Genomic DNA, 26836 nt, shown 5'->3' on the forward strand with positions numbered 1-26836 from the left:
GGGCCCGCCGGCCGACGATCGACCGGCGGGCCCTCGGCGTACCACCAGCGGGAGGAGGCTCAGCCCTTGTCCACGCCCTCGTTCGCGCCGCGGACGAAGTAGCGCTGGAAGATCACGAAGATGATCGCCACGGGGATGGTGGCGAGCAGGGCGGCGCCGAGCTTGAGCGGGTACTGCGTGCCCGACCCGAGCGAGCCGGTGACCAGGTCGGCGATGCCGCGCGGCAGCGTGTACAGATCCGGGTCCTGCACCGCGACCAGGGTGTGCGGCAGCTCGTTCCACGAGCCCTGGAAGGACAGGATGGTAAGGGTGATCAGCGCGGGACGGGCCATGGGCAGCACCACCGACCAGAAGATGCGGAACGTGCCCGCGCCGTCGATGCGCGCCGCCTCCTCCACGCTGGGCGGGATCGACTCGAAGAACTGCTTCATGATGAACACGCCCGCCGCGTCCGCGAGCAGCGGCACGATCAGCGCCGTGTACGAGTTGTAGATGCCGAACTGGTTCAGCACCAGGAACTTCGGGATGAGCAGCACCACGCCGGGTACCGCCATCACGGCGATGATCGTGGCGAACACGGCCCCCCGGCCGCGGAAGCGCAGCCGGGCGAGCGCGTAACCGGCGAGCGAGTCGAAGAAGATCCGGCCCAGGGTGACCAGTACCGTGATCAGGATCGAGTTGCCCAGCCAGGTCGGCAGGTCCGTGGCCCAGAAGATCTTCTCGTACGCGTCCAGGGTCGGCTCGGAGGGAATGGGCGAGATCGGGTTGGCCGCGGCCTCCGGCTCGCTCTTGAACGAGTTCGCGACCTGGACCACGAACGGGTAGATGAAGATCAGCGAGAAGAAGACGAGCACGGCGTACCCGAAGAAGGTGCCGACGATCGTCTGGACCTCGCCCTTCCGCCGGACCGCTCTCACGTGGGTCGCGGCCACCTCACGACCTCCCTCCGCGCTCACGCAGCAGCAGCCGCTGCAGCAGCGTGAACACCACGATGATCAGGAAGAGCACGAACGAGATCGCCGCCCCCGACCCGTACTCGAAGTCGCGGAAGGCGGTGCGGTAGGACAGGTACGCGGGCGTCAGCGTGGTCTTGGCCGGGTTGCCCTGGCTCATCACGTAGATCTGGTCGAAGACCTGCCAGGTGCCGATCAGGCCCAGCGTCAGCACCAGGAAGAGCGTGGGCCGCAGCGCGGGCAGGGTCACGTTCCGAAACCGCTGCCAGCGGTTGGCGCCGTCGAGCATGGCCGCCTCCTCCAGCGAGACGGGCACGTTCTGCAGCGCCGCGAGGAACATGAGCATGAACGTCCCGGACGTGGTCCACACGACCAGCGCGATGATCGAGCACATCGCCACGCTCGGCCCGGACAGCCACTCCCACCACGAAAGGCCGAACGGACCGCTCTCCGTCAGCGCGGCCGGCGGATTGTCGATGTCGGCGATGCCGAGCCCGCTCAGCAGCAGGTGCAGCACGCCGCGGGAGTCGGAGAACCACGCCGGGCCCTGCACGCCGAACATGCCCAGCAGCTGGTTGATCACGCCGGCGTTGGCGAAGATGAACAGGAACACCACGCTGATCGCGACCGAGCTGGTCACCGAGGGGAAGTAGAACGCGGTGCGGAAGAACGTCTTGCCCTTCAGCAGGCGCGCGTTCACGACCAGCGCCAGGCCGAGCGCCAGCACGGTCTGCAGCGGCACCACCGCGATCACGTAGTAGACGTTGTTCCGCAGGCTGGTCATGAAGTCCTGGCGGGCCAGCCCTTCCTCGGTGAACAGCCGGGTGTAGTTCTCCAGCCCGACGACCTCGACGGAGGAGGTGAACGGGCTGCCCTGGCCGTTCCAGGCGGTGATGCTCACCCACAGCGCCATGAGGATGGGCAGCAGCACGAACAGCCCGATGATCAGCAGCGCCGGGGCGACGAAGAGCCAGCCCGCGACGTTCTCCCCGTCCCTGACGGACCGCCTGCGGCGCGCGGCGCCGCGGGCGCCGGTGAGGCGCCCGCGGGTGAGCGTCGCGTCGGCCATGACTCAGCCGCCCAGGGCCGACTGGGTGTTCTCCTGCAGGCGGGCGAGGATCTGCTTCGGATCCCCGTCCTTCAGCTTCTGCAGCGCGGTGTCGAAGTCGGCAAGGACGCTCTCCATCTTCGGAGCGTTGACCGGGCCCTGGGCGTACTCGGCACCCTTGACGAAGGCCGCGTCCTCGGGGAACTCCTTGGCGTAGGCCTCACCGGCCGCCTTCCGGGACGGCATGACGCCGAACGCCCGGGCGAAGGCCATCTGCTGGTCGACCGTGGTCATCGCCTCGACGAAGCTGATCGCCTGCTCCTTGTACTTGCTCTTGGCGGCGATGCCCCAGCACTGGGTGAAGGACAGCGTGCCCTTGCCCGCGGGCCCGGCGGGCAGCTCGTACACGGTGTACTTCACGTCGGGGAAGTCGGCCTTCATGGCGCCCTTGATCCAGTTGCCCTCGATCGTCATGGCGGCCTTGCCCTTGCCGAACGCCTCGCCGCCCCAGCCCGCGTCGACCGCGGACGGGTAGACCGCCAGGCCGTCCTTGAGCAGGCCCTGGACGTACTCGAGGGCCTTGAGGTTCTCCGGGCTGTCGCCGGTGGCCTGCTTGCCGTCCTGGCTGATGATCCAGCCGCCCGCCTGCTTCATGAAGGCGCCGAGGCGGTCGCGGGTGTCGCCGACCACGAGCGGCGTGATCCCGGCGTCCTTCAGCTTCTTGGCGACCGCGGTCAGCTCGTCCCAGGTGGTGGGCACGTCCTGCTCGGTGAGCCCGGCCTTCTCCCACAGCTCGTTGTTGACCACCAGGCCGAGGGTGGAGAAGTCCTTGGGCACGCAGTAGTAGGTGCCGTTGTAGGTGAAGGTGGCGCGCAGGCTGTCGTAGAAGCCCTCGGGGTCGGAGACCTTGCTCGCGTACGGCTCGAGCGCGCCGACGCTGGCGTAGTCGGCGAACCGGCCCGCCTCCACGTAGAACACGTCCGGGGGCGAGTCGCCGGCGAACGCCTGGCCGAGCTGCTGGCTCATGTCCTGGGCGGGGATGACGGTGGCGGTGTTGCCGGTGGCCTTCGCCCACGCGGCCGCGGCCTCCTGGACCGCCTTGGTCTCGGCCTCACCCGACGAGCCGATCATGATCTGCAGCGAGGCGGGGCCGCTGCTCTGGGGGGTGCTCGCGGTGTTGTCCTCGAAGCCGCTGCCGCAGCCGGCGAGCAGGGCGCACGCCGCCACGGCGGCTGCCAGGGCTGTGGTGGTCTTGCGTGTCATGGCCAGTTCCTGATCTTCGGTGTTACGTGGGGGGGTACGTCGTGTCCCGGACGACCAGGGAAGGCCGGAGCAGCACGGACTCCTCCGCCTCCGCCTCGCCGTCCAGCAGCCGGGTGAGCAGCCGGACGCAGCGGGCCGCCGCCTCCTCGAGCGGCTGGCTGACGCTGGTCAGGCCGATCGCCCGGGCGACGGGCGTGTCGTCGAATCCGGTCACCGCGAGGGGGCGGCCGAGAGCGCGGGAGGCCTGCAGCGCGCCGAGGGCGAGCGAGTCGCTGGCGCAGACCAGGGCCGTCGGGGCCGGATCGCGGCCGAGCAGTTCGCCGACCACGGCCTCCGCCTCGGCCACCCGGTCGGGGCAGGCGTGGTCGAGACCGGTGGTGTCCTGCCCGGCGGCGGCCATCGCCCGCAGCCAGCCCTGGCGCCGGTCGTCACCGACGCCGGAGCCGGCCGGCCAGCCGAGGAAGCCGATCCGCTCGTGGCCGGCCTCCAGCAGGTGCCGGGTCGCGTCCTCGGTGCCGGACGCGCCGTCCACGTCCACCCACAGGTGGCGGTCGGGCGCGTCCCAGGGGCGGCCGAAGGTCACGAACGGCAGCCTTCGCTCGGTCAGCCAGGTGGTCCTGGTGTCCCGGTGGTGGGTGCTGGCCAGCACGAAGGCGTCCGGCTTGTAGGTGCCGAGCAGGTCCTCGTAGGTGGCGATCTCCGCATCGTCGTCGGCGGCGGTGTACAGGAGCACCCGGTAGCCGCTCCGCGCCGCGCTCTCGGTGAGCGCGTGCAGGAAGCGGTCGAGCACCGACCCGTTGATGCCGTCGCCGGTGGATTCGATGCGGGTGGCGATGAGCCGGGACCGTCCGGTGCGCATCTGCCGGGCGGCCTGGCTGACGCGATAGCCGAGGGCCTCCACCGCCTCGTAGACCTTGCGGCGGGTCTCCTCGCGTACGACCTCGGGGGTGTTGAGGACGTTCGACACGGTCTGCCGGGACACCCCGGCGTACTTGGCGACCGTGGCTATCGTCACCTTTTTCGCCATTTACGCCTTCTTGGTGGGTTGAACGATCAAATTGCTGTGCGGCATGATTTGATCGATCAAATTACGGAGGGATGTCAGGACTGTGCACCTTTGAGCGCGTTCTGTCAAGCCCTTGTTTCCATAGGACCCCCGACACCATCAGGAGATCCGCGTTCCCATGCCCGGCCAGGCCGACCCACCCTCCCGGCAACCCCTGCTGCACGACCTGGTGAGCACGATCGCCGCGCCCACGACCGCGCTCAGCGGCGCCGACGGCCAGATCCGGCACACCGGGGCCCAGGGCCTCTTCCACGCCGACCGGCGTGCCCTGTCGCTGGTGCGGCTGCTGGTGGACGGCAAGGAACCCGAACCGGTGAGCGCCGCCGTCGACGGCGCGTCCCGCACCAGGTTCGTCTCCCTGCCTCGCTGGCTCGACGGCGACTCCATCGACCCCACCGTCCGCGTCGACCGCACCCGTACCGTCACCCCCGGCGGCATGAGCGAGACCATCGAGATCTCCTCGGCCGCGGCTCGGCCGGTGACCGCCGAGGTGAGCGTGGAGCTCGGCTGCGACCTCGCCCCCATCGAGCGGGTCAAGGCCGGGAAGAACGGCACCGCCCTGTCCGCCGAGGCCGCCGGCGACGGGCGGCTGGCCTGGCGGGCCGACGGCATCACCGTCGAGGTGCACGGTCCGGACGCGCACGCCAAGCCCGGCCCGACCGCCACCCTCACCTGGCCGATCACCCTCGGCCCGCGGCAGCGCGTCACGCTGAGCTGGAGCGCCCGCGTCACCGACCCGGCCGCGGTGATGGCCGCCCCCTCCGGCCCCGCCGAATGGACCGACCTGCAGGTCGCGGCAGCCGACCACCGCCTCGGCCGGCTGCTCGCCCGGTCGCTGGACGACCTGCGCGCGCTGCGGCTCACCGAGGCGGGCGCGCCGCCCGGGCACACCTTCATCGGGGCCGGCGTGCCCTGGTACCTCACCCTGTTCGGCCGCGACAGCCTGTGGACCGCGCGCATGATGCTGCCCCTCGGCACCGAGCTCGCCGAGGGCACGCTGCGTACCCTCGCCCGGCGGCAGGGCGTGAAGGTGGACAAGCGCACCGGCGAGGCGCCCGGCAAGATCATGCACGAGCTGCGGCGCGGGCTTTTCGTGGTGGGCGACTCGGAGCTGCCCGGCGCCTACTACGGCACGATCGACGCCACGCTGCTGTGGATCAACCTGCTGCACGACGCCTGGCGCTGGGGCATGCCCGAGGACCGGGTCGCCGGCCTGCTGCCCGCGCTGGAGGCGGCGCTCGGCTGGCTCGCCGAGTACGCCGACCCGGACGGCGACGGGTTCATCGAGTACATCGACGAGGACGGCCGCGGCCTCGCCAACCAGGGGTGGAAGGACTCCGGCGACGCCATGCGGTTCCACGACGGCTCCCAGGCCGAGCCGCCGATCGCCCTCGCCGAGGTGCAGGGGTACGCCTTCGAGGCGGCCCGGAACGGCGCCGCGCTGCTCGACGCGTTCGGCCACCCGGGCGCGGTACGGTGGCGCGACTACGCGGCGGCGATGGCCGAGCGCTTCCGCGAGCGGTTCTGGGTGGACGGGCCGCACGGGCGCCACCCCGCCCTCGCCCTGGACGCGGCCAAGCGGCCGGTCGACTCGCTCACCAGCAACATCGGCCACCTCCTCGGCACCGGCATGCTCAGCGCCGCCGAGACCGAGGCCGTCGCCACCCTGCTCGTCTCACCCGGCATGGCGGGCGGGTACGGCCTGCGCACGATGTCCGCCGGCGACAAGGCCTTCAACCCGCTGTCGTACCACTGCGGCTCCATCTGGACGCACGACACCGCGATCGTGGTCGACGCGCTCGCCCGGGCCGGGCGCGGGCGGGAGAGCGCCCAGCTGGCCAGGTCCCTGCTCGACGCCGCCGAGATGTTCGACTACCGGCTGCCCGAGCTGTACGGCGGGGACGACCGCGGCAGCGCGCCGCGCCCGGTGCCCTATCCGGCCGCCTGCCGTCCGCAGGCCTGGTCCGCGGCGGCCGCGGTGTGCCTGGTGCGGGCCGCGCTCGGCGTCGAGCCCGACGTGCCCGGTGGGCGGGTGACCATCCGGCCGCTGCCCGAGGCGCCGTTCGGCCCGCTCACCGTGCGCGGGCTGCGGATCGCCGGGGCCGCCGTGGACGTGACGGTGCGCGAGGGCGGCGCGGTCGAGGTGACCGGGCTGCCGCCCGGGCTGCGCGTGGAGACGCCGTAGCCGCCGTCACCCCGAGGCGCGCCGCTCGGCGGCGCGGTGCTCGCGAAGCTCGAGGTCGATGAACGCCCCGACCATGGCGCTCCACACGGCCTCGGCGACCTCGGTCGCGAGGCCGTGCTCGAGGGCGCGCCGGCGCGCCGCGGCGAGGACCTCCTCGACGCGTCCGGGGGCGCGCACCGCGCGCTCGTCCGCCTTGAAGCTAGCGGCGGCCTTGACCAGGCGCTGGCGGCGGGCGAGCAGCACGGTGAGCTCTGCGTCGATGGCGTCGATCGCGGCGCGGATCTCGGCGAGCGAGGTGGGTGTGTCGCTCTCCGCCCCGTCCGCGTGCCGCCGGGGCGGGGTGGCGGGTCCGGAGGCCGCTTCGGACATGGCGTTCACCCTTCTGTGCTGTGCCGGATCACCACACCGGCGACGGTCGGTCGTGCTCTGCCGGCCGGGGCGGGACGACGAACGGCGAACTCGGGCGCGTCCAGGCGCGCCCGAGTTCCGGAACCCGGCCCGGATGCGGCGCCCCGTCGCCCTGCTCCACGCGAACGTCGGCGTCCCCCAATGCCCGAGAACGCCGATCATAACGGCCCCTGCGAGCCCCGTCAGGCGCATTCCGGCCGCATGGACCGCTCCGGGTCCCCGACCTGCGGCGCGGCGTGGGAGGGGCGTGAAACGAAGGCGAGGCGATCCGCACGCCGCGCCCTGGCCGTCGCGGGTCACGTGCAGCCGGCGCGGAGGCCGCGGCCGTGAGGAACCCCGGAAAGACGCCGCCGCGCGGCACGCCGGGTCAGTAGTCCAGGCCCCAGTCGTGCGGGCCGAGCACGTACCGGTCCCCGTCGGTGACCAGCCAGCCGTGCCGCACGAGGTCGTCGAGGCTCTCCCGCACCACGCCCTCGTCGAGTTCGGTCATCTGCACGATCTCCGGCACCCGCGGGGCGATCCGCTCGACCGAGCACGAGGCGACCGCCTCGTACACGAACGTCTCCACGTCGGACATCGCCTGCACGTCACGGAGATCGTCACGGGGCTCAGACACGCTGCCGCGCCCCCTCGCGGAGCCGCTCGGCGTCGATGTGGCGCTGCGGGTACCGCCGGAGGTACTCGGCCTCCAGCTCGCTCATGCGCTCGTTGTGGTTGCGCAGCGCGTCGTCCGAACCGTGCAGCAGGGTCTCGGTGCGCGTCTGGTGCAGCTGCCCGAGCTCACGCAACAGGTCCTCGTCGCTGAGCCGCCTCGGATCGATTCCCATACCCATGGCGATCGCCTACCCGTGGTGTGGACCGTCAGACCGTTGTGGGGTTGTCCCAGCGCTCGTCCGGAGCGCCGTCGTCCGCCTTCGCGTTCGGCGGATCGGTGGCGGAGGGGGTGTGCTCCTCCGCGAAGTCCGGCTCGTCGCCCGCGTCCGGATCCAGGGGCCGCCGGTCCGCGAAGGACCGGGAGTCGTACGTTCTCGGTCCGGTCATCTCGATCTCCCCCTCCGTGCCCTCGCCCCGCCCCTGCCCACCGGCCACCGGTTGAATCCCCGGGCGCGCGGCGGGTGCGGCGGATCCGGTCTTCCGGTACGGCGAGCCGCCGCGCGGCGGGCGACCCCGCCGGAATAAGGGGATGTTTGACCTGGTTTTGCCGGTTGTGAGTGACATGATCCGCGGCATCGCCCGGGGTGAGTCCCCGGTCCCCCTCTCCGTACTCGAGCTGGCCACCGTCGGCGCGGGCACCACCCCGTCCGAGGCCCTCGCCGTCAGCACCGAGCTCGCCAAGCGCGCCGAGGAGTGGGGCTACCACCGCATCTGGGTCGCGGAGCACCACGGCATGCCGGGCGTCGCAAGCTCCTCGCCGGCCGTGCTCATCGCGCACCTTGCCGCGCACACCCGCACGATCCGGGTGGGCTCCGGCGGCGTGATGCTGCCCAACCACGCGCCGCTCGTCGTCGCCGAGCAGTTCGGCACGCTGCACGCGCTGCACCCGGGCCGCATCGACCTCGGGCTGGGCCGCGCCCCCGGCACCGACCCGGCGACCGCGCGCGCCCTGCGCCGGGTCGACGTGGACCCGGACGACTTCCCCCAGCAGCTCGCGGAGCTCACCGCGTTCCTCGACGACGACTTCCCCGAGGACCACCCCTACCGGAACATCCACGCCATCCCCGGTGAGGCGAACGTGCGCGGGGTGGGCCGCCCGCCGATCTGGCTGCTCGGCTCCAGCGGCTTCAGCGCCCGCCTCGCGGGCCTGCTCGGCCTGCCGTTCGCGTTCGCCCACCACTTCAGCGCGGCGAACACGATCCCCGCGTTGCAGCTGTACCGGTCCACGTTCCGCCCCTCGCAGGTGCTCGACCGGCCGTACGCGCTGATCGGGGTGAACGCGGTCGCGGCCGACACCGACGAGGAGGCGCTGCGGCTCGCGCGCACCGGCGCCCTGTCGATGTTGCGGCTGCGCATGGGCCGCCCGGGCCCGGTGCCCACGCCCGAGGAGGCGGAGAGCTACCCGTACTCACCGCTGGAGCGGGAGATCGTCGAGGGCTGGCTGTCCAACGTGGTGTACGGCTCGGCGGAGACGGTACGGCGCGGCCTCGACGAGCTGCGCGAGCGCACCGGGGCCGACGAGCTGATGATCACGACGAACGTCCACGGCGGGGCGGCCCGGCTGCGTTCCTACGAACTGATCGCCCGGGCGTACAAGATGATCTGACCGGCTCGGCCGCCGATGCGGGCGGCCGTGCGCCGTGCCGGGTGCGGCGGTCCTCCGGGGCGGTGGACCGGCGGCGCGGCCGGCGGCTCAGCGGTGTGCGGCGGAGTCGACGGCGAAGGCGGCCCAGACCACCTTGCCGGTGCGGAGCGGCGACCACCCCCAGGCGACGGCGAGCGCCTCCACGAGGTTGAGCCCGCGCCCGGACTCGGCGAGCTCGTCCTCGTGGTTGACGACCGGGGGACGGTCGCTCGGGTCGTGCACGGCGCACACGAGGTGGCCGGCGTGGCGGAGCAGGCGGAGCCGGATCGGCCGGGGGGCGGCGAGATGGGGTACGGCGTGCCGTAACGCGTTGGTCACCAGCTCGCTCACCACGAGCTCGACGTCGAAGGCGAGCGCCTCCAGCCCCCAGTCCCGAAGCGTCTGCTGCGTGAACTCCCGCGCCGTGCGCGCGCAGAGCCGGTCCGCACCGAGGCCGTACGCGCGCTCGACCACTGCGGGGTTCGGCTGGACGACCGCGCCCGGCAGCCAGCCGGGGACGTGTCCCCTGGTTGACTTCTCCGCGGTCCAGGACAGCGGGTAGGCGGTCATTGCGGTCCCCGTGGCGTGAGTTCGGCGGGCACGGTCGGGAGACAATCTTCGTGGAAGACGATTCCATATGCAAGGGACAGATTCACGTGCATCGGTCACGTACGTCCGCACGTTCGCGTGACCGAATCCCCAGTGGTCGCGGAGGGGTGACGCCCTTCACGTCCCTCACCACCGCGAATGCCGTCCCGCCATACCCCCGGACGGGGCCGTGGCCTGCGCGTACGCGGTACCCGACCGAAATCATCGGATCGGCGGCGTTCGCCCCTCGGTGACAACGCGTACCGGCCGCCACCTGGGACGTCACGCCGCGAAGCGCCATGATCACGCCGCGGTGATCACAAAGTGCCCTTGATCCGGACGTGAAGAAACATGGGTTTCGACTTGACCGATTTCCCGGTCACCACGGGCTTGTGTGGCGTATCTTGCAAAGGCAACGTCGTCTGTACTTACATATGCACGTGCATCCGCATCGGGGTGAGACGCGATGAGCGAGATATACAACGGCATCCCGGCCGACCGGCTCGAGGGTGTCGTGTGGCGAAAGAGCAGCCACAGCAACCCCAGTGGTAACTGCGTGGAGGTGGCGCGGCTCGCCGACGGCGGGTTCGCCGTGCGGAACTCCCGCCACCCCAACGGGCCTGCTCTGATATTCACGGCCGCCGAGGTCGCCGCCTTCGTCGCCGGCGCGAAGGACGGCGAGTTCGACGACCTGACCCGATGACCATCCCACCAATGGGGCCCGTCCGTGGGGGGCGGGCCCCATTACCTTTCCGCCCACCCGCCCCGGCGATCGGCCCGGCCGGACCGGCCCTCACCCCTTGCCGGCGCCGGGCGACGGCACCCGTGATCCGCCCGGGGTCCACCGGCCCTGACCGTCACAACCATCCCGCCCGCCGCAGGGCGGGCCGCTCATGAACCCCGTATCCGACCTCGGCGACCGGAACGCACGCGGGACGCCGGCCGTACCCACCGCCGGGCCGTACCGCGCCGGCGGATCACGTGGTGTCGTGCCGCTGCCCCAACGGGTCCAGCGGCTCCGCGGGGCGAAGCTCGGGCTCGGGCCAGTGCAGCAGCAGCATGGCCGCGTCGTCGGCGAGCGGGCTGCCGACGTGGCGGAGCAGGTCGGCGCGGAGCGCGTCGAGCGCCACCTGCGGGTCCTCCTTCTCGCGGAGGATGTGCGCCCGCTCCGGCAGCGGGTAGAAGACGCCGTTGCGGTTGCGCGCCTCGATGACGCCGTCGGTGTACAGCAGCACGCGGTCCCCTGGGCCGAACGGCTGATGGAACGGCTTGGGGACCTCCAGCCGCAGGTCGGTGAGCCCGAGCGGCGGCGACTCCTCGGGCGGCTCGGCGAACACGCTCGTGCCGTCCTTGTAGAGCATCAGCGGGGGCGGGTGGCCGCAGTTGATGAACGAGATGCCGCCGTCGCCGGTCACCTCGGCGATGATCGCGGAGACGAACCGCTCCTCGTCCGGGAGGTGCCGGGCGAGCACCTGCTCGAGCCGCGACACCACGCCCTGCAGGTCGGCCTGGTCGTAGGCGGCCTGCCGGAACGTGCCCACGACCAGGGCCGCGGTCTCCACCGCCTCCAGGCCCTTGCCCTGCACGTCACCGACGATCACGCGGACGCCGTCGGGCGTGGTCACCACCTCGTACAGGTCGCCGCCGATGCGCGCCTCCGCGGCGGCGGACGTGTAGGAGAGCGCGACGTCGAGGTCGCCGGCCCGCCGGGGCACCGGCCGCAGCAGCACCCGCTGGGCGGCCTCGGCGACGAGGGTCACGTTGGCGAGCTGCCGCTCGCGCCGGATGCGTCCGGCGCTCGCCCACATGCTGGCGATCGTGACGCCGACGATGGCCAGCACGTTCAGGATGTTCCGCGGGGTCCACTCCTGTTCGTTGTACGCGACGAGCACCACGCACAGGGCGACGGCGAGCAGTCCGATCAGCGTGGTGCGCCGCACCGTGCAGGAGACGCTGGCGAACGCGGGGCCGAGGGACAGCAACGGCAGGTAACCGACCCCGGGGCCGGTCACCACGTCCACCACGACCACCGCCCCCATGACCGCGAAGGGGAGCAGTTCCAGCAACCTCTGTGTCTTCATGCACGCCACCACGACCACGGCCGTCCGGGGGGGAACGGCGTTGGACATCACGTTTCGCCTCTGCCGCTGTACGCGCCGTTACCTGCGTGTGCGCTCGACCGTCACGGCGTTACTCCTCGATTCGACTGGGCGCTGGGTGACCTGCCGGGGCGGGGAACTCGCCTTCCGCCGGGTGGGAGAAAGGGGGACGTCCTCAGCGTACGCCGTCCGGCCGCGCCCGCAATCCCCCGCGACCGCATGCAACCGACCGGGCATGACCGGGAACCGGCCGCCGGGGTGGGGTCGCGGCCTCCCGGACGGCCCGGCCGTACGGTCAGTCCGTGCCCGCGTCGATGATCCGGTGGAACCGGCGGCTCAGGCCGGTCACCTGGAGCAGACGCCGCAGGCTGGAGGGCGGATTGGCGAGGGTGAGTCGGCCGCAGCGGGCCGCGAGCCCATCGGCGGCCTTGACCAGTTCCTCCAGCCCGACCAGGTCACAGAACGGCACGCCGGCCAGGTCGACGGTGATGATCGCGCAGCGGGTCTCCGCCACCGACTCGATCACCTCGCGCAGCGGCCCGGCGGTGACGATGTCCAGCTCTCCGTGGACCTCGATGACCGGGGCCCCGTCGGCTCCCACCCGGGTGACGGTGCGCAGCGGAATCGCCGGCGCTCCGATCCTCGTCGGCCGCCGCACGCTCGTGAACGAGGTGAGGGCCGCACCGTTGACACCGCGGACGGCGGTCACGCCATCGTCCCCGAGGGGGATCGGGAAGCTCCCGTGAGTGGACTCCATATGTCAGCGCCTTCTCCGGCGTAGAGGGTTGTGTCGTCACCGACATCCAAACGCTCTCGCCCCTGTATGTCTCTCGTTTTTGTGAAGAACGTTCTCGCTTCCCGCTTTATTCGGCCGTAGGCGAAACGTGATCATGAAACAGCGCGCGCTCCCGGTCTCGCGAGCCCCTCCCCCGCACCCGGGACCGGCGCGCCCAGGGGTACGAACGCGCTGGTCACCGCCGTTTTCCGCGGGCCAGGCGGGCGGACTCGGGCCGCTCGCCGCGCACCGGCCGCCGGTGACCGAAATCACATCTCCCGGCCGCGCCGGCACAGGGTACGGCATGGCCGGGCCGTACGGCCGCCGATCACCGTACCGCAGGCCACCGACGGTCCCGCGGCCGGGCCGTACGGCCGGGCGGTACGGCGGGGCGGCCGGTCAGCCCCGGTCGGCGGAGCCCGCCCGCGCCAGGTCCGCGAGCACCGAGGCGAGCGGCGGGCGTTCCGCGACGCTCACGTCGCTCACCCGGGCGCGGCCGCGCTCGTCCCGGTCGAACTGGAGCAGGGTGGCGTTGAGCGGCTCGGGCGTCACCACCCGGCCCTGGCGTTCCAGGCGGGACCAGGCGGTGAGCATGATCTGCGCGGCCATCCGGCCGAGCGCCGCGGTGGACTGGTGGCGGTGCTCGCGGACGCCGAGGTCCACCTGGGCCATCGCGTCCAGCCCCGCGGCCTCGAGCAGGTCGATGAGCAGGCCCAGCTCGACGCCGTACTCGGTGACGAACGGCACGCGCTCCAGCACCTCGCGGCGGGCGGCGTACTCGCCGGCGAGCGGCTGCACGAACCCGGCGAGCTCCGGCCAGTAGAGGTTGATCATCGGGCGCGCGACGAGCTCGGTCACCCGGCCCCCGTCCCCCCGGTGCACCACGCCGTCCGGGGTGACGAGCGGGCGCTCGTAGCCGCCCTTGACGAACACCACGCCGGGATCGGTGAGCAGGGGGCCGAGCAGCCCGGTGACGAAGTGCGCGCCGAAGTTCCGCAGGTCGGCGTCGATGAACACGATGAGGTCGCCCTGGGCCGCGGCGAGCCCCTTCCACAGCGCCTCGCCCTTGCCGGACATCGGCGGCAGCTCGGGGAGCACCGCGTCCTGGTGGACGACCCGGGCGCCGGCCGCGGCGGCGACCTTGGCGGTGTCGTCGGTGGACCGGGAGTCGACGACGAGGATCTCGTCGACGAGTGGCACGGCCTCGACGAGCTCGGCGCGGATCGTGGCGACGATGTCGCCGACCGTCTCCTGCTCGTCACGGGCGGGCAGGACGACGCTGATCGTGCGGTCGGCGCCGTCCGCGCGCTTGGCGGCGACGAGCTCGGCGGCGGTCCACTCGGCCGCGGACCGGTTGCGCCGCATCCACTCGCGGACCCGCGCCAGGGTCGCCGTTGACGAGGCGTCCAGGTCGAGGTGGGGATAAACCTGCAGCTCGTCGTCGATCATTTCGGCCCCCTGGGATCGCATAAAGAACTCTCTAGCGGGCCGACATCCCCATAATCAACCGTAATGAACGCCTAAAACTGAAACTTGTTCGTTGCAACCTCCTCCCCGCGCCACCAGGGCGGATGTGCGCGGTCCGACATGTGCCGGACACCGCGACACACCGCCGGTGAAATCCGTTACCGCGCGTCGAGCACGTCCAGGGTGAGCGCCGCCGACCAGCCGAAATCGTGGCAGCCGTGGCCCTCCCAGGTGAACGGGTCGAAGTACTCGCGGAACCCCGACGTCGCGGTGACCCGGATGATGCTCTCCGCGAGCAGGGTGGCGAGCTCCGCCCGCCGCTGCCGCAGGCCGTGCCACAGCAGCCAGGCCGTGTTGACCCAGGCGGGACCGCGCCAGTAGCGCGCCCGCTCGAACGCCGGCCCGCCCGGCGCGTAGCTCGGCGGCAGCCCGGCGTAGATGCCGAACCGGGTGACCGCGGTGTCGATCAGGCGGTCGGCGATGTCGCCCGGCAGGTCGGGCAGGATCAGCGGGATCAGCCCGGCGACGCTGTCCACCGGCAGCGCCTTGCCGGTGAGCAGGTCGCGGGCGAGGAACAGGTTGCGGGCCGGGTCGAAGAGGCGGTCGACCATGGTCCGGGTGACCGCCTCGGCCTCCTCGAGGTGGGGGCACGGGTCGCCGCCGATCTCCGCCGCGATGTCGGCGAGCGCCGCCTCGGCCGCGCCGTACGCGGCGTTGAACAGCGGGTCGGCGACCACGAAGGCGTGCTCGTCGAGCAGCCGGTCGTCCCGGTATCCGCCGTCCCGGTAGGCGGTGGCGAGCGCGACGTAGCGCTGGTAGTCGAGGTCGGTCGGCCGCTCGTCCGGGGCGACGTGGGTGATGTCGCGCCGCCGCTCCCGCAGCGGCTCGGCCGGGACCGCGGCGAGCGGCTCGTCCCAGGCCGGGCTGTTGTCCATGCCCGACTCCCAGGGGTGCACGATCGCCACGAGCCCGTCACCGGCGGGCCGCCGGTGGGTGCGCAGGTACTCCTGCTGGGCGACGAGCCGGGGGTAGATCTCGCGGAGGAAGGCGCGGTCGGGCGCGAGCTGGTGGACGCGCCACGCGGCGAGCGCGTGGACCGGCGGCTGCACGATCCCCGAGGTGGCGGCCCGCGGCGCGGCCGGGGCCTCGTGGGACCGCCAGAAGGCGGGCCCGGGGAAGTACGCCTCCTCCGGCACCGACGGGCTGAACACGATGTGCGGGACCCTGCCGTCCCGCCACTGCGCGTCGAACAGCGTGAGCAGCTCCCGGCGGGCTCGTTCGGGGGCCCAGCCCGCCAGCCCGATCGCGATGAAGGCCGAGTCCCAGCTCCACTGGTGCGGATAGAGCGTCCGCGAGGGCACGGAGTGGGTGCCGGTCCAGTTGGCCGACAGCACGCGCACGGCCGCTTCACGGAGATCGTCGATCGCGGGGGCGGCGACCGTGGCGGTGCGCGACGCCTGGGCACGTAGCGGCGCTGTCACAGGACTTCCACTTTCTTCATGACATAAGTGATGGGGCAAATGACGTAGCCCGACACACACTTTCGTCGCGACTACGCATAAGTGTGTCGTCCGGGCGGCGCCAAGGGGGAGCAGTCATAGAATCCATGATTCCGGCGTGCTACACAAGGGTTTCCGGCAGAGTTCTATCAGCTCACAAGCCGTCATTCTGCCTGGTCAGAAAGCTTACGGATAACTCGGACGATCGCCACTCGACCCCCACAATGGGGACATGCAACCCCGCTCCGCGCCGCGGGACATCGGGTTTCCTGGAATGACCGGAAACGCGCCGGAAATCCGGATCATGCGTGCGACCGGCCCCGCCGTACCGCGCTTTTCATCTGATCTTTACGTCGGGCACGCCGGTATGGCACGGCGGGGCCGGCCCGGTCAGCCGTCGGCGGCCCAGCCGTGGCGGCGGCGCAGCACGGCCGCCACGCGCGCGAACCGGGCCCGGTCGAGCACCGCGCCCTCGCGCCGGATGTCGTCCTCGTCGAGCTCGTAGATGCGGTCGAGCCGCAGGTACGAGACGCGTCCCTGGCGGTCCCAGGGACCGGTGCCGAGCTCCAGCCAGTCCTCCGGGTCGCGGGCGTCGCCGCCGCGGCTGGAGAGCATCATGCCGAGCAGCCTGCGCCCGTGGCGGCCCACCACGAGCATCGGCCGGTCCTTGCCGCGGTCCGGGTCCTCCTCGTACGGCACCCAGGCCCACACGATCTCCCCCGGGTCGGCCATGCCGTCGAGGTCGGGCGAGTATTCGATCGTCGCCGCCCGCGCGACGTGGTACACCTGCCGGACCCCGCCGTGCACCGGGCGCGGGTCCTCGTTGAGATCACGCACGCCCGGCAGCCTACGGAAGCGCACGGCGGGGCCGCCAGGTACGCCCGTGGCGGCCGGGGCCGCGGGGACGCCGGACACGGCGCGGCCCCAGGGCATGTTCGCCTCCGGAATACGCATAGGGTTTCCCCTATGAGTGGACACTTCGACGTCGTGGTGGTGGGCGCCGGACCGGGCGGGTACGTGGCCGCCATCAGGGCGGCGCAACTTGGATTGAGAACGGCGATCGTCGAGGAGCGCTACTGGGGCGGGGTGTGCCTCAACGTGGGCTGCATCCCGTCCAAGTCGCTGCTGCGCAACGCCGAACTGGCGCACCTGCTCACGCACGAGGCGAAGACGTTCGGCATCCGCGTCGACGGCCAGATCACCTTCGACTACCAGGCCGCGTTCGAGCGCAGCCGAAAGGTCGCCGAGGGCCGCGCCAAGGGCGTGCGCTTCCTCATGAAGAAGAACAAGATCACCGAGTACGAGGGGCGCGGCCACTTCGTCGACCCGCACACGCTGCGGGTGACCGCGGCCGACGGCGGCAGCCAGACGATCACCTTCAACAACGCGATCATCGCGGTGGGCGCGGAGACCCGGCTGCTCCCGGGCACCCGGCGCAGCGAGCGGGTCGTCACCTACGAGGAGCAGATCCTCAGCGACAAGCTGCCGGGCAGCATCGTCATCGCCGGCGCGGGCGCGATCGGCGTGGAGTTCGGCTACATCCTCAACAGCTACGGCGTCAACGTGACGATCGTGGAGTTCCTCGACCGGATCGTGCCGCTCGAGGACGCCGAGGTCTCGGCCGAGCTCGCCCGCCGCTACCGCCGGCTCGGCATCAACGTGCTCACCTCGACCAAGGTCGAGTCGATCGACGACTCCGGCGACAAGGTGCGCGTCACCGTCTCCGGCAAGGACGGCACGCAGGTGCTCGAGGCCGACAAGGTGCTGCAGGCGATCGGCTTCAAGCCGCGCGTCGAGGGCTACGGCCTGGAGAACACCGGGGTACGGCTCACCGACCGGGGCGCGATCGACGTCGACGATCACTGCCGCACCAGCGTGCCGCACATCTTCGCCATCGGCGACGTGACCGCCAAGCTCATGCTCGCGCACACCGCCGAGGCGATGGGCGTGATCGCGGCCGAGACGATCGCCGGGGCCGAGACGATGCCGCTCGACTACGTCATGATCCCCCGGGCGACGTACTGCCAGCCGCAGATCGCCAGCTTCGGCTACACCGAGGAGCAGGCCCGCGAGAAGGGCTTCAACGTGAAGGTGGCGAAGTTCCCCTTCACCGCGAACGGCAAGGCGCACGGCCTCGGCGACACGGTCGGCTTCGTCAAGATCATCAGCGACGACACGTACGGCGAGATCATCGGCGCCCACATGATCGGCCCGGACGTCACCGAGCTGCTCCCCGAGCTCACCCTCGCCCAGAAGTGGGACCTGACCGTGCACGAGGTGGCCCGCAACGTGCACGCCCACCCGACGCTCAGCGAGGCGATCCAGGAGGCGATCCACGGCCTCGCCGGCCACATGATCAACATGTGACGGGCGGCGCCCCCGCTCACTCGTTGCCGATATCCCCGCTCGGCCCGTGCTCGGCCTCGGCCGGGCCGGGTCGACCGGCCGGCCCCGGCCGGGCCCGGCTCAGATCAGATGGTTCCGGAACCAGCGGGCCGCCAGCTCGGCGACGCGCTCCAGCGCGCCCGGCTCCTCGAACAGGTGGCCCGCGCCCGGCACGATCACCAGCTCGTGCGGCGCGGTCATGAGGCGGCCGGCGTCCCGGTTGAGCTCGATCACCACGTCGTCACGGCCGCCGACGATGAGCAGCACCGGCGCCCGTACCCGGGGCAGTGCCTCGGCCGCCAGGTCGGGCCGGCCTCCCCGGGAGACCACGGCGCGGACCAGGTCCGGCCGGGCGGCCGCCGCGCCGAGCGCCGCGGCGGCCCCGGTGCTCGCCCCGAACAGGCCGAGCGGCAGCCCCTGGGTCCGCGGCCAGGCGGCGAGCCAGTCGAGGGTGTCCACCAGCCGCCCGGTGAGCAGGCCGATGTCGAAGCGCAGCTCGCCGGTCCACGCGTCGCGGGCCTCCTCGGCCTCGGTGAGCAGGTCGAGCAGGAGCGTGCCGAACCCGGCCTCGTTGAGGTGGGCGGCCACGGCCCGGTTGCGCGGGCTGTGCCGGGAGCTGCCGCTGCCGTGCGCGAACACCACCAACCCGGCGGCGTCCGGCGGAAGCGCGAGATCGGCGTAGACCTCGGCACCGCTCAGCGCGATCGTCAGCGTCTCGATCGTCGCCTTCACCATCGCCCCCTGTGTACCACGTCGTCGAAGTCCCTGCGGTCGGGGCGCTCGATGGGCCGCAGCGGCCGGTCGGCGGGGTAGCCGAACGCCAGCAGGTAGGCGCACAGCCGGTCCTCCGGGAAGCCGAGCACCCGGCGCGCCATCTCCTGGTCGCCGACCGCCGAGTGACCGCTGCCGATGCCGAGGTCGACGGCGGCGAGCATCATCGCCATGGCGGCCTGGCCCAGGTCGAAGTACGTGTGCCGGCGTTCGCCCTCGTTCTCCGGCTCCGGGATGACGAGCGCGACCGTGGCCGCGGACTCGGCCACGTGCCCCGCGCCCTGCCACACCTTCGCCAGGTCGGCGAGCTGCGCCCGGTCGGTGACCACGACGAAGTCCCAGGGCTGCCGGTTGCGCGCCGACGGCGCGCGCCGCCCGGCCTCGAGGATGCGGTCGAGATGCTCGGGCGGGATCGCCCGGTCCGCGTACCGCCGCACGTTCCGCCGCGCCCGGATCGCGTCCCATGTCTCCATGACTCGCGCCCTACCCCGCCCCTCCGGCGGGAAAACGACGGCCGTCCCACTCCCCGCGCTTGACCCACACCATCGGCCGGGCGCAGCGTGACGTTGAGCTGCTCGCCGAGGTGGACCGCGCGCTCGCCGGCGGCCCCGCGCCGACGCTGCGCGGTCTGCTCGGCCGGGCCGCGCTCGCGCTCATCCGGCGTCCGGCCGCGCGCGTCTCACCGCCGCCCGGGCGGCCTGTTCGATCCAGGCGTAGGCCCGGCCCGGGGCGGGGTCGTACTCCTCGCCGCGGATGATCGCGACGAGTTGCCAGACCCGCTCGGCGCGCCGGTCGTGCTCGTCGAAGGCGCGTACCAGCTCCTCGAGGGTCTCGCCGCGCAGCTCGAGCACCCGGTCGAGCACCGGCCGTGCCTCCGGGGCGTCGGGGGCGATGCCCGCGTCCACGGCGGCGAGCGCCTCGGCGACGACCGCCGCGTTGACCCGCCGCATCTCGTCCGCGTCGCGCGGCGTGCTCCAGTACCGCTCGCTCTGCCTGCGCAGGTTCTCCCGGAGGCCGCGGTCGGCGAACAGCTCGGCGAGCTCCAGCCAGGCGTCGAGCTGGGCCGTGGTGGGCTCCTCGGGGAGCTCGGGCAGCATGGCGTCGCGCATCGCCGACAACCACTCGTGCCGGGCCCGGATGTCGCCGCCCACCTCGTCGATGAACTCGTCGACGAGCGCGGCCATCTCCGCGGCGCCGAGCCTGCCGAGCGCGTGCAGGCGGCGCAGGTCCTGCTCGTCCGGGGCGTCCTTGCCGAGCGCGACGCGGAGCACGGCCCGGGTACGGCGCAGCGCCGCGAGCTGCGTCTCCACCGACCGCAGGTGCAGGGCGAGGACCTGCCTGAGGTCGCTCTTGCCGCTGATCGAGCGGATGGTGGCGAGGTCGAGGCCGATCTCGCGCAGCGTGCGGACGAGCTCCAGCCGTACCCGGTGCTCGTCGGTGTAGCGCCGGTAGCCGGAGCGGGTGCGCGCCGGGGCGGGCAGCACTCCGGTGTCCGAGTAGAACCTGATCGTCTTGACCGGGATGCCGGTGAGTTCGGCGAGCCGTCCTATCGAATATTCCACTTGAGTCTCCAGTAACTGGAGACTTTACCGTGGCCGCCATGGCGAAGAACAAGGTGGTCAGGGTCGTCACCCTGCACATCCCGGCCGGCGAGGCGGGTCCGGCGAACGTGGGCAAGGACCTCGGCCCGCTCGGCATCAACCTGATGGAGTTCTGCAGGCGCTACAACGCGCTCACCGCCGAGCGGCGCGGCTTCGTCGTCCCGGCCGTGATCACCGTCTACGAGGACCGCTCGTTCGACCTGGCGATCAAGCAGCCGACGACGGCGTCGCTCATCCGCAAGGTGGCGGGCCTCGACAAGGGCGCGGCCAAGCCGGGGCACCAGAGCGCCGGGGTGGTGACCACCGCCCAGCTCAAGGAGGTGGCCACGATCAAGCTCCCCGACCTCAACACCAGCGACCTGGACAAGGCGATCAAGATCGTCGCCGGTACGGCGCGCTCGATGGGCCTCACCGTGGTCGACTGAGCGACGGCCCGGCCCGGGTCACCGGCTCACAGGTACGAGGGGCCGGTGACGCGGTGCCGGAACGTCCACCACACCCACGCCTGCGCGGCCACGAGCGCCGGGAGCAGGGCGAGGATCACCGGCGCCAGCCAGGATCCGGACGAGCCCGCCTCCAGCGGGAGCCGCAGCCCGGTCAGCACGCCGACCACGGCCAGCGCCACCGCGGTGAGCGCGAAGGTGCGCACCTCCCCGGTGCCGCCGGAGTGCCCGGAGAGCACCGCGGCCCGGTGCCGCAGCGTGCCGCGCAGCCGCAGCGCGGCGAACGCCAGCCCGTGCGCCGCGAACAGCGCCGCGAGCACCGCCGCCGGGATGAGCGCGGGCGGCCCGCCGATGCCGATCACGCCGCTGAGCAGCGTGCCCCAGCTCAGCGCGAGGCCCCAGCTCCCGGCGACGATCACGCCGTCCCACCAGGTCTGCCAGCCGCGGGCCGGGATCCTGCTGCGCAGCCAGAGCCCCGCGTCGCGGAGCACCCAGGACAGCAGCAACAGCACCACGCCGGGCTTGGCGGCGAGCAGCTCGCCCTCGAGGCGGGGGAAGAGCCCGGCGAGCATGCCCCCGGTCACCACCAGCCACACCTCGTTGCCGAGGAAGAACGGCGCGATGGCGGCGAGCACCTCCCGCCGCTCGCCGGGTCCGCGCCCCAGGTACGGCAGCATCATGCCGACCCCGATGTCGGCCCCGGCGAGCACGAGGTAGCCGATCGCGAAGAACGCCAGCAGCAGTGTTTCCACGTGCACTCCCTCAGAAGGTCAGGGCCGGGTCGGGCCGCTCGGGGGCGGTGGGCCGCGGCGCGCCCCCGAGGCTCACCTCACCCGGCCCACGCCGGGCGGCCCGGGCGAGCAGCCAGTAATTGATCACGACGAGCACGGCGAACACGGCGGTGAAGGCGATCAGGGAGAACCGCGCCTGCCCCTCGGTCATCGGGGACATCGCGTCGGCCGTGGTGAGCAGGCCGTACACGGTCCACGGCTGCCGCCCCACCTCGCGGAAGATCCAGCCGCCGATCACGGCGACGAACGGCAGCGGGATCGCCGCGACGAGCGTCCAGTGCCACAGGCGGAAGCCGTACACCACCCGCTTGAAGAGCATGAGCGGCACGCTCCCCATCGAGAGGTAGAAGATCAGCCCGAACGCGGTGAGCATGGTGATCCCGCCGCCCGCCACCCAGCCCACCGGCGGCACGTAGTCCCCGGGCCCGTGCAGCGCGGTCATCTCGGCCTGCACCTGGGCGATCCGCACCGGGTCGGCGTTGAACGCGGCGGCCTTGTTCGGCTGGATCATGCCGAACCCGATGCCGCCGAAGGCCGCGGTGAGGATCGAGGCGGGCAGCGACACGCCGATCCCGAGCCGCAGCGACTTGCGGAAGAGCTCCCGCTCGGCGGTACGGCGGGCGAGGTGGTACGCGCTCACCCCGGCCATGACGAACGCGCCGACCAGGAACGAGGCCCCGAGCACGTGCCCGAACGCGACGGTCGCCGCCGGGTTGGTGACCATCGCCCCGAAGTCGGTCACGTGGAGCACGTCGCCGTCGCGGCGGTACCCGACCGGGTTCTGCATGAAGCCGTTGGCGATCAGGACCCAGAACGCCGAGGCGTACGCGGTGAGCACGACCACCCAGATGAGCGCGAGGTGCGCCCACCGGTTGATCCGGCCCCAGCCGAAGATCCACAGGCCGAGGAAGGTCGACTCGATGAAGAACGCGATCACCGTCTCCAGCGCGAGGGCGGCCCCGAACGCGTTGCCCGCGAAGTCGGTGAGCCCGCTCCACGACAGCCCGAGCTGGAACTCCATCACCAGGCCGGTGATGATGCCCATCGCGTAGTTGATGACGTAGAGCTGCCCCCAGAAGCGGGTCATGCGCATGTGCACCGCGCTCCGGCCGATCGTGGCGCGCGTCTGGATGACGGCCACGAGCGTGGCGAGCCCGAGCGTGAGCGCCACGAACGAGAAGTGCGCGCCCGCGGTGAGCGCGAACTGCAGGCGGGCGAGGTCGACGGTGTCCATGCGAGCAGCATCCGGGTACGGCCGCCGTTCGCGCGTCGTCCCGCGGTTGGCATTCGCGCTACGTCCCGGGTACCGGTCGCCGCCGCCCCGATACCGCCGTCGTAGTACGCCTCTCGGTCAGGTGCCGAGCCAGCCCGGGGTGACGAGCGCGCTCTCGTAGGCGAGCACCACGAGCTGGGCCCGGTCGCGGGCCCGCAGCTTGGTCATGATGCGGCTGACGTGGGTCTTGACGGTCGCCGGGCTGACCACGAGCTTCCCGGCGATCTCGTCGTTGGACAGGCCGCCCGCGATGAGCGCGAGGACCTCGCGCTCGCGTTCGGTGAGCGCGTTGAGCTCGGGGTCGGGCTCGGGCCGCTTCACCCGGGAGGCGAACTCGGCGATGAGCCGCCGGGTGACCGAGGGCGAGATCAGCGCGTCGCCCCGGGCCACCACGCGTACCGCGTGGATCAGCTCGGCGGGCTCGGTGTCCTTCACCAGGAACCCGCTCGCCCCGGCCCGCAGCGCGCCGTAGATGTAGTCGTCGAGGTCGAAGGTGGTAAGGATGATCACCTTGACCGCGTCGAGCCGGGGGTCGGCGGCGATCCGCCGGGTGGCCTCGAGCCCGTCGAGCTCGGGCATGCGGATGTCCATGAGCACCACGTCGGGCGCGGTCTCGCGCGCCCTCGCCACCGCCTCGGCGCCGGTGGCCGCCTCGGCGACCACCTCGATGTCGTCCTCGTCGCTGAGGATGGACCGGAACCCGGCGCGGACGAGCGTCTGGTCGTCGGCGAGCAGCACGCGGATCATCGCACTCCGTTCAGGGGTAGTTCGGCGGTGACCCGGAAGCCGCCCTCAGGCCGGGGCCCGGCCTCCACGGTGCCGCCGAGCGCCGCGGCCCGCTCGCGCATGCCGAGGATGCCGAGGCCGCTGCCCTCGGTGAACGCGGCCCCCGGACCGTCGTCCGCCACCTCGATCAGGATCCTTCCGTCGTCGCGGGTGATGGTGAGGGTCGCCTCGTTCGTCCCGGAATGCCGGTGGACGTTGGTGAGCGCCTCGCGGATGATGCGGGTCGCGGCGAGGTCGACCTCGACGGGCAGGCGGTCCAGCGGCCCGGACAGCTCGGTACGCACGTCCAGCCCGGACGACCTGACCAGCTCGTCCACCCGGGCCAGGCTGTCGGCCGGCGTGGTCGGCGCCTCCTCGTCGACCTGGCGCAGCGCCCCCAGCGTGGCGCGCAGCTCGCGCAGCGTCTCCTTGCTGATGTCCTTGATCGCCCGCAGCGCCCGCTCGGCGTCCTCCGGCCGTTTCTCCAGCCCGTGCAGCGCGGCCGACGCCTGCACGTTGATCAGGGACACGTTGTGCCCGATCACGTCGTGCAGCTCGCGGGCGATGCGCAGCCGCTCCTCCCCGGCCCGCCGCCGGGCCTCCGCCTCCCGGTTCTGCTCGGCCTCCCGCGCCCGCCGTTCCGCCTCCTGCAGGTACCGGGACCGGTTACGGCTCACGCTTCCGGCGGCGATCGCGGCGACCACCCAGCCCGAGATCATCATGAACGCGCTGTCGTCGACGTGCCGGACCTCGCCGGTCTCCCCCAGGCCCATCACGATCAGTCCGGTGGCCCCGATGGCGATCGCGGGCACGAGGTGGCCGCGCTCGGCGGCGGTGAACAGGGCCACGAACGGCAGGAAGATGATCGGCGCGTCCAGCGCCGAGTAGGGGTAGTAGGCGAGCGTCGCCGCCATCACGACGACCAGCGCGACGACCGGCCACCGCTCGCGCACCAGCACGCCGCCCATGGCGACCAGCGGCAACAGCACGTCGAGGGCGTTCGGCTGCAGGTCCCGCCGCAGCAGCCAGGTCACGACGAGCCCGGCCACGGTGGTCCCCACGATGGCGAGGGACACCATCGTGCGCGCCGGGATCCTCCGCATACTCAGCACCGTGCCCGCATTGTCCACGGCTTACCAACCTATGGGCCATACGCCGCTGGTCGTATCCGCGCGGCCCCGCCGTACGACCCGCGGCCGACACGGCACTCCCCCGGCCGCCCAGGCACCGGGGTACGGCCTGGCGCGCCGGTGACCGTCTCATCCGGGGCGGTCACCCGGCGTACGGGCACGGTCGGCGAACCGCCGGAGGCGCAATTCCCGACGGGACGTGGAAATCGCGGCCGGTCAGCCCGAATGCCCGGCGGAACGCGGCCACGAGACCGCGATCAGGGCCGTCGAGCTAGGCATTGAAGTCGAACTCGCCGTTGCGGACGCCGGCGAGGAAGGCGTCCCATTCGGCGCGGGTGTACATGATCACCGGACCGTCAGGGTGATGGCTGTGGCGGACGGCGATGCGTCCCGTCCCATCCAGCACCGGACCGGCCTCGACGCAGTTGCTGCCACCGCTGGGGCTGAAGCTGCTGATGTGCCAGGCTACGGGAAGGTCGGGGTTCGCCATCGTTGCCGCCTCGCTACGTTGGCCGGCTACAGTCCGTTGGAAATCGCCCTAATCAATTTCGCAGACTCGGAACCTGGAAGTCATGGGGGTTCGCACGGCGGAGTTCCCGGGCGATGAGCGTGCGAAGGCCGCCGCCGCGCTCGGGCAGCAGATTTGCGAACCACTCCGGTACGGAACCGCTCGCGGTCCGCGGCCGTGATCGAAGTCCTCATACTCGAGCACGAGTTGTCGTCCAGACGACCGCCCAGTTTGTGCCGATCACGTCCCGGGGCACGCCACGCAGCAGGAGCCGGGTGACGGCCTTCGGTCGGCCGGCCTACGCCTGGAAGTCGAACTCGCCGTTGCGGACCCCGGCGAGGAAGGCTTCCCATTCGGCGCGGGTGAAGACGATCACGGGGCCGCCGGGGTTCTTGCTGTGGCGTACCGCCACCCGCCCGGATCCGTCCAACACCGGGCCGGCCTCGACGCAGTTGCTGCCACCGCTGGCGCTGTAGCTGCTGATGCGCCAGGCCACGGGAAGCCGCTCGGAATCCGCCATGTTCTCTGCCGCCTCGCGTCTAGGACCTCGCAAGCTTGTCCGCGGTCGCCCGGATCAGTTCGATCGACTCGGCCGAGTCCAGACAATCCCGGCGAATGCGGTCGTACTTCAGCATAAGCTGCTGGACGCCATTCGCCTCGATGTAAATGCTTCCGGCCGGAGTATCGGCATATCCGATTTCCGGATATGGCTCGGGCATTTCGAAGATGAGGAAGGAGCCCTCCGGGCTTGCGAAGGTCGTGGCGGAGAACGGCAGGACGCGCAGCTCGATGTTGGGATAGGCCGCCAGCTTGATCAGGTGCCGCAGCTGTTCCTCGAGGACGGCAGGACCTCCGGGCGCGCGGTACAGCACGCTCTCGTCGATGATCGCCTCGATCTGCGGCGGGTCGGGGGTGGCGAGGATCTCCTGCCGCTTGAGCCGGAACCGCGCACCTGAGGTGGAGATCGTGGCGGTGGGGTCGGCCCCGCGGATCACGGCGGACATGTACGCCGGGGTCTGCAGCAGGCCGAAGACCACGGAGACCTCGAAGGAGCGGATACGGCGGGCCCGGGACTCGAGCCAGGCGTAGTCGACGATGTTCTGGGCGAGGTTCCCGGTGTAGTTGTCCCACCAGCCGAGCTGCCACACGTCCTTCGCGAGCGCCAGCAGGGCGTCGCGCTGGGCCTTGTCCGCCACGCCGTACAGGTCGAGGAGCGCCCGGACGTCGTCGGGGCGGGCGGGGATGAGGCCGGCCTCGTACCGGCTCACGGTGGTCCCGTCCTTGCCCAGGTGCTCGCCCGCGTCCTTGAGCAGGAGGCCGGCGGACTCACGCAGCTCCCGCAACTGCCGCCCCAGCCATTGGGCGCGCAGCGTCATCCCACGCTTGACACTGATCGTAATCACCCCATCACGGTAGGACCACGGGAGAGATTACTACGAGTCATGAACGCATTGCGAAGAGTTTGAGAAACCCACGCGCAGACCTGCACGCATCTGCTAGTCATAGGTAGTCGTTCGATGACCCAGAGTGAACAAATCCC

29 protein-coding genes are annotated in these 26836 nt (G+C 71.8%); 5 read left to right on the plus strand and 24 right to left on the minus strand.

Annotated elements, in window-relative coordinates:
• Nucleotides 1-59 precede the first annotated feature (59 nt).
• Genes FHX40_RS16920 through FHX40_RS16935 form a run of 4 tightly spaced genes read right to left on the minus strand, consistent with a single transcriptional unit; the run spans nucleotide 60 to nucleotide 4291 of the window.
• Nucleotides 60-932: a carbohydrate ABC transporter permease gene (locus FHX40_RS16920; protein ID WP_211350298.1), complete on the minus strand. Its 873-nt coding sequence runs from the start codon at nucleotides 930-932 to the stop codon at nucleotides 60-62.
• Nucleotide 933: 1 nt separating this feature from the next.
• Nucleotides 934-2022 (minus strand): carbohydrate ABC transporter permease, encoded by a 1089-nt coding sequence (locus tag FHX40_RS16925; RefSeq protein ID WP_142260525.1) that lies wholly within the window; start codon nucleotides 2020-2022, stop codon nucleotides 934-936.
• Between the two features lie 3 nt (nucleotides 2023-2025).
• On the minus strand, nucleotides 2026-3264 hold the full coding sequence (locus tag FHX40_RS16930) for a sugar ABC transporter substrate-binding protein (RefSeq protein WP_142260526.1): 1239 nt from the start codon (nucleotides 3262-3264) through the stop codon (nucleotides 2026-2028).
• A 22-nt stretch (nucleotides 3265-3286) separates the two neighbouring features.
• Nucleotides 3287-4291, minus strand: coding sequence for a LacI family DNA-binding transcriptional regulator (locus FHX40_RS16935; protein WP_142260527.1), 1005 nt, complete (start codon nucleotides 4289-4291; stop codon nucleotides 3287-3289).
• Between the two features lie 157 nt (nucleotides 4292-4448).
• Between FHX40_RS16935 and FHX40_RS16940 the strand changes: the two genes are divergently transcribed.
• Entirely contained in the window at nucleotides 4449-6515 is a 2067-nt protein-coding gene (locus FHX40_RS16940; RefSeq protein ID WP_142260528.1) for an amylo-alpha-1,6-glucosidase, read from the plus strand.
• Nucleotides 6516-6521: 6 nt separating this feature from the next.
• On the opposite strand, the gene FHX40_RS16945 is transcribed toward FHX40_RS16940, so the two are convergent.
• From FHX40_RS16945 to FHX40_RS16960, 4 genes are all read right to left on the minus strand, one after another.
• Nucleotides 6522-6884, minus strand: coding sequence for a chorismate mutase (locus tag FHX40_RS16945; RefSeq protein ID WP_142260529.1), 363 nt, complete (start codon nucleotides 6882-6884; stop codon nucleotides 6522-6524).
• Nucleotides 6885-7290: 406 nt separating this feature from the next.
• Nucleotides 7291-7539: a hypothetical protein gene (locus tag FHX40_RS16950; protein ID WP_142260530.1), complete on the minus strand. Its 249-nt coding sequence runs from the start codon at nucleotides 7537-7539 to the stop codon at nucleotides 7291-7293.
• Nucleotides 7532-7750: a DUF6158 family protein gene (locus FHX40_RS16955; RefSeq protein WP_229788984.1), complete on the minus strand. Its 219-nt coding sequence runs from the start codon at nucleotides 7748-7750 to the stop codon at nucleotides 7532-7534. Before FHX40_RS16955 ends, FHX40_RS16950 begins: the two co-directional genes overlap by 8 nt.
• Before the next feature lie 34 nt (nucleotides 7751-7784).
• On the minus strand, nucleotides 7785-7964 hold the full coding sequence (locus tag FHX40_RS16960) for a hypothetical protein (protein ID WP_142260532.1): 180 nt from the start codon (nucleotides 7962-7964) through the stop codon (nucleotides 7785-7787).
• A gap of 175 nt (nucleotides 7965-8139) precedes the next feature.
• On the opposite strand from FHX40_RS16960, the gene FHX40_RS16965 reads away from it, so the two are divergent.
• Nucleotides 8140-9183 carry an LLM class flavin-dependent oxidoreductase gene (locus FHX40_RS16965; RefSeq protein ID WP_229789063.1) on the plus strand — a complete coding sequence of 348 codons (1044 nt, stop codon included), beginning with the start codon at nucleotides 8140-8142 and terminating at the stop codon, nucleotides 9181-9183.
• A gap of 87 nt (nucleotides 9184-9270) precedes the next feature.
• Here FHX40_RS16965 and FHX40_RS16970 read toward each other — a convergent pair whose 3' ends face one another.
• Nucleotides 9271-9771 carry an ATP-binding protein gene (locus FHX40_RS16970; protein WP_142260534.1) on the minus strand — a complete coding sequence of 167 codons (501 nt, stop codon included), beginning with the start codon at nucleotides 9769-9771 and terminating at the stop codon, nucleotides 9271-9273.
• Between the two features lie 484 nt (nucleotides 9772-10255).
• Between FHX40_RS16970 and FHX40_RS16975 the strand changes: the two genes are divergently transcribed.
• Nucleotides 10256-10492: a DUF397 domain-containing protein gene (locus FHX40_RS16975; RefSeq protein ID WP_142260535.1), complete on the plus strand. Its 237-nt coding sequence runs from the start codon at nucleotides 10256-10258 to the stop codon at nucleotides 10490-10492.
• A gap of 274 nt (nucleotides 10493-10766) precedes the next feature.
• Here FHX40_RS16975 and FHX40_RS16980 read toward each other — a convergent pair whose 3' ends face one another.
• The 5 genes from FHX40_RS16980 to FHX40_RS17000 form a co-directional block, all read right to left on the minus strand.
• Complete coding sequence (locus FHX40_RS16980; protein ID WP_229788986.1) at nucleotides 10767-11870, minus strand: PP2C family protein-serine/threonine phosphatase; 1104 nt, start codon at nucleotides 11868-11870, stop codon at nucleotides 10767-10769.
• 313 nt (nucleotides 11871-12183) lie between these two features.
• Nucleotides 12184-12489, minus strand: a complete 306-nt coding sequence (locus FHX40_RS16985) for an STAS domain-containing protein (RefSeq protein WP_170198867.1) — start codon at nucleotides 12487-12489, stop codon at nucleotides 12184-12186.
• A 573-nt stretch (nucleotides 12490-13062) separates the two neighbouring features.
• Nucleotides 13063-14133 (minus strand): glucosyl-3-phosphoglycerate synthase, encoded by a 1071-nt coding sequence (locus FHX40_RS16990; RefSeq protein ID WP_280525115.1) that lies wholly within the window; start codon nucleotides 14131-14133, stop codon nucleotides 13063-13065.
• Between the two features lie 155 nt (nucleotides 14134-14288).
• A complete protein-coding gene (locus FHX40_RS16995) occupies nucleotides 14289-15611 on the minus strand; it encodes an MGH1-like glycoside hydrolase domain-containing protein (protein ID WP_229788988.1) in 1323 nt (440 codons plus the stop codon).
• 408 nt (nucleotides 15612-16019) lie between these two features.
• Nucleotides 16020-16466 (minus strand): type II toxin-antitoxin system PemK/MazF family toxin, encoded by a 447-nt coding sequence (locus FHX40_RS17000; protein ID WP_229788990.1) that lies wholly within the window; start codon nucleotides 16464-16466, stop codon nucleotides 16020-16022.
• A 129-nt stretch (nucleotides 16467-16595) separates the two neighbouring features.
• Between FHX40_RS17000 and lpdA the strand changes: the two genes are divergently transcribed.
• Nucleotides 16596-17996: a dihydrolipoyl dehydrogenase gene (gene lpdA / locus FHX40_RS17005; RefSeq protein ID WP_142260538.1), complete on the plus strand. Its 1401-nt coding sequence runs from the start codon at nucleotides 16596-16598 to the stop codon at nucleotides 17994-17996.
• 99 nt (nucleotides 17997-18095) lie between these two features.
• Here lpdA and FHX40_RS17010 read toward each other — a convergent pair whose 3' ends face one another.
• The 3 genes from FHX40_RS17010 to FHX40_RS17020 all read right to left on the minus strand — a co-directional run bounded on the left by FHX40_RS17010 (nucleotide 18096) and on the right by FHX40_RS17020 (nucleotide 20347).
• Nucleotides 18096-18749 carry a dienelactone hydrolase family protein gene (locus FHX40_RS17010; protein WP_142260539.1) on the minus strand — a complete coding sequence of 218 codons (654 nt, stop codon included), beginning with the start codon at nucleotides 18747-18749 and terminating at the stop codon, nucleotides 18096-18098.
• On the minus strand, nucleotides 18743-19258 hold the full coding sequence (locus tag FHX40_RS17015; protein WP_142260540.1) for a nitroreductase family protein: 516 nt from the start codon (nucleotides 19256-19258) through the stop codon (nucleotides 18743-18745). The genes FHX40_RS17010 and FHX40_RS17015 overlap by 7 nt, the downstream gene beginning before the upstream one ends.
• A gap of 180 nt (nucleotides 19259-19438) precedes the next feature.
• The gene (locus tag FHX40_RS17020; RefSeq protein WP_170198868.1) at nucleotides 19439-20347 is read right to left on the minus strand and encodes a helix-turn-helix domain-containing protein; all 909 of its coding nucleotides are present in this window, start codon (nucleotides 20345-20347) and stop codon (nucleotides 19439-19441) included.
• Nucleotides 20348-20385: 38 nt separating this feature from the next.
• Here FHX40_RS17020 and rplK point away from each other — a divergent pair, with 38 nt between their 5' ends.
• Nucleotides 20386-20811 carry a 50S ribosomal protein L11 gene (rplK, locus tag FHX40_RS17025; RefSeq protein WP_142260542.1) on the plus strand — a complete coding sequence of 142 codons (426 nt, stop codon included), beginning with the start codon at nucleotides 20386-20388 and terminating at the stop codon, nucleotides 20809-20811.
• Nucleotides 20812-20837: 26 nt separating this feature from the next.
• Here the strand turns inward: rplK and FHX40_RS17030 are convergent, their stop codons facing one another.
• The 7 genes from FHX40_RS17030 to FHX40_RS17065 all read right to left on the minus strand — a co-directional run bounded on the left by FHX40_RS17030 (nucleotide 20838) and on the right by FHX40_RS17065 (nucleotide 26699).
• Complete coding sequence (locus tag FHX40_RS17030; RefSeq protein ID WP_142260543.1) at nucleotides 20838-21581, minus strand: cytochrome d ubiquinol oxidase subunit II; 744 nt, start codon at nucleotides 21579-21581, stop codon at nucleotides 20838-20840.
• A gap of 10 nt (nucleotides 21582-21591) precedes the next feature.
• The gene (locus tag FHX40_RS17035) at nucleotides 21592-22854 is read right to left on the minus strand and encodes a cytochrome ubiquinol oxidase subunit I (RefSeq protein WP_142260544.1); all 1263 of its coding nucleotides are present in this window, start codon (nucleotides 22852-22854) and stop codon (nucleotides 21592-21594) included.
• 117 nt (nucleotides 22855-22971) lie between these two features.
• Nucleotides 22972-23640: a response regulator gene (locus tag FHX40_RS17040; protein ID WP_142260545.1), complete on the minus strand. Its 669-nt coding sequence runs from the start codon at nucleotides 23638-23640 to the stop codon at nucleotides 22972-22974.
• Nucleotides 23637-24761 carry a sensor histidine kinase gene (locus FHX40_RS17045; protein ID WP_229788992.1) on the minus strand — a complete coding sequence of 375 codons (1125 nt, stop codon included), beginning with the start codon at nucleotides 24759-24761 and terminating at the stop codon, nucleotides 23637-23639. Before FHX40_RS17045 ends, FHX40_RS17040 begins: the two co-directional genes overlap by 4 nt.
• Nucleotides 24762-25059: 298 nt before the next feature.
• Nucleotides 25060-25278: a DUF397 domain-containing protein gene (locus tag FHX40_RS17050; RefSeq protein WP_142260546.1), complete on the minus strand. Its 219-nt coding sequence runs from the start codon at nucleotides 25276-25278 to the stop codon at nucleotides 25060-25062.
• 316 nt (nucleotides 25279-25594) lie between these two features.
• A complete protein-coding gene (locus FHX40_RS17060; protein WP_142260547.1) occupies nucleotides 25595-25816 on the minus strand; it encodes a DUF397 domain-containing protein in 222 nt (73 codons plus the stop codon).
• 19 nt (nucleotides 25817-25835) lie between these two features.
• Nucleotides 25836-26699, minus strand: coding sequence for a helix-turn-helix domain-containing protein (locus FHX40_RS17065; protein ID WP_229788994.1), 864 nt, complete (start codon nucleotides 26697-26699; stop codon nucleotides 25836-25838).
• Nucleotides 26700-26836 lie beyond the last annotated feature (137 nt).

Origin of the sequence: Thermopolyspora flexuosa, from assembly GCF_006716785.1 — a bacterium.
Lineage (GTDB): Bacteria > Actinomycetota > Actinomycetes > Streptosporangiales > Streptosporangiaceae > Thermopolyspora > Thermopolyspora flexuosa.

Excerpts from the sequence above, each read along its gene's own strand:
- FHX40_RS16925 (WP_142260525.1), bottom strand. The coding sequence starts at position 2,022 with ATGGCCGACGCGACGCTCACCCGCGGGCGCCTCACCGGCGCCCGCGGC.
- FHX40_RS16930 (WP_142260526.1), bottom strand. The coding sequence starts at position 3,264 with ATGACACGCAAGACCACCACAGCCCTGGCAGCCGCCGTGGCGGCGTGC.
- FHX40_RS16935 (WP_142260527.1), bottom strand. The coding sequence starts at position 4,291 with ATGGCGAAAAAGGTGACGATAGCCACGGTCGCCAAGTACGCCGGGGTG.
- FHX40_RS16940 (WP_142260528.1), top strand. The coding sequence starts at position 4,449 with ATGCCCGGCCAGGCCGACCCACCCTCCCGGCAACCCCTGCTGCACGAC.
- FHX40_RS16945 (WP_142260529.1), bottom strand. The coding sequence starts at position 6,884 with ATGTCCGAAGCGGCCTCCGGACCCGCCACCCCGCCCCGGCGGCACGCG.
- FHX40_RS16955 (WP_229788984.1), bottom strand. The coding sequence starts at position 7,750 with ATGGGAATCGATCCGAGGCGGCTCAGCGACGAGGACCTGTTGCGTGAG.
- FHX40_RS16960 (WP_142260532.1), bottom strand. The coding sequence starts at position 7,964 with ATGACCGGACCGAGAACGTACGACTCCCGGTCCTTCGCGGACCGGCGG.
- FHX40_RS16965 (WP_229789063.1), top strand. The coding sequence starts at position 8,140 with ATGATCCGCGGCATCGCCCGGGGTGAGTCCCCGGTCCCCCTCTCCGTA.
- FHX40_RS16970 (WP_142260534.1), bottom strand. The coding sequence starts at position 9,771 with ATGACCGCCTACCCGCTGTCCTGGACCGCGGAGAAGTCAACCAGGGGA.
- FHX40_RS16975 (WP_142260535.1), top strand. The coding sequence starts at position 10,256 with ATGAGCGAGATATACAACGGCATCCCGGCCGACCGGCTCGAGGGTGTC.
- FHX40_RS16980 (WP_229788986.1), bottom strand. The coding sequence starts at position 11,870 with ATGAAGACACAGAGGTTGCTGGAACTGCTCCCCTTCGCGGTCATGGGG.
- FHX40_RS16990 (WP_280525115.1), bottom strand. The coding sequence starts at position 14,133 with ATGCGATCCCAGGGGGCCGAAATGATCGACGACGAGCTGCAGGTTTAT.
- lpdA (WP_142260538.1), top strand. The coding sequence starts at position 16,596 with ATGAGTGGACACTTCGACGTCGTGGTGGTGGGCGCCGGACCGGGCGGG.
- FHX40_RS17010 (WP_142260539.1), bottom strand. The coding sequence starts at position 18,749 with ATGGTGAAGGCGACGATCGAGACGCTGACGATCGCGCTGAGCGGTGCC.
- FHX40_RS17015 (WP_142260540.1), bottom strand. The coding sequence starts at position 19,258 with ATGGAGACATGGGACGCGATCCGGGCGCGGCGGAACGTGCGGCGGTAC.
- rplK (WP_142260542.1), top strand. The coding sequence starts at position 20,386 with ATGGCGAAGAACAAGGTGGTCAGGGTCGTCACCCTGCACATCCCGGCC.
- FHX40_RS17035 (WP_142260544.1), bottom strand. The coding sequence starts at position 22,854 with ATGGACACCGTCGACCTCGCCCGCCTGCAGTTCGCGCTCACCGCGGGC.
- FHX40_RS17040 (WP_142260545.1), bottom strand. The coding sequence starts at position 23,640 with ATGATCCGCGTGCTGCTCGCCGACGACCAGACGCTCGTCCGCGCCGGG.
- FHX40_RS17045 (WP_229788992.1), bottom strand. The coding sequence starts at position 24,761 with ATGCGGAGGATCCCGGCGCGCACGATGGTGTCCCTCGCCATCGTGGGG.
- FHX40_RS17050 (WP_142260546.1), bottom strand. The coding sequence starts at position 25,278 with ATGGCGAACCCCGACCTTCCCGTAGCCTGGCACATCAGCAGCTTCAGC.
- FHX40_RS17060 (WP_142260547.1), bottom strand. The coding sequence starts at position 25,816 with ATGGCGGATTCCGAGCGGCTTCCCGTGGCCTGGCGCATCAGCAGCTAC.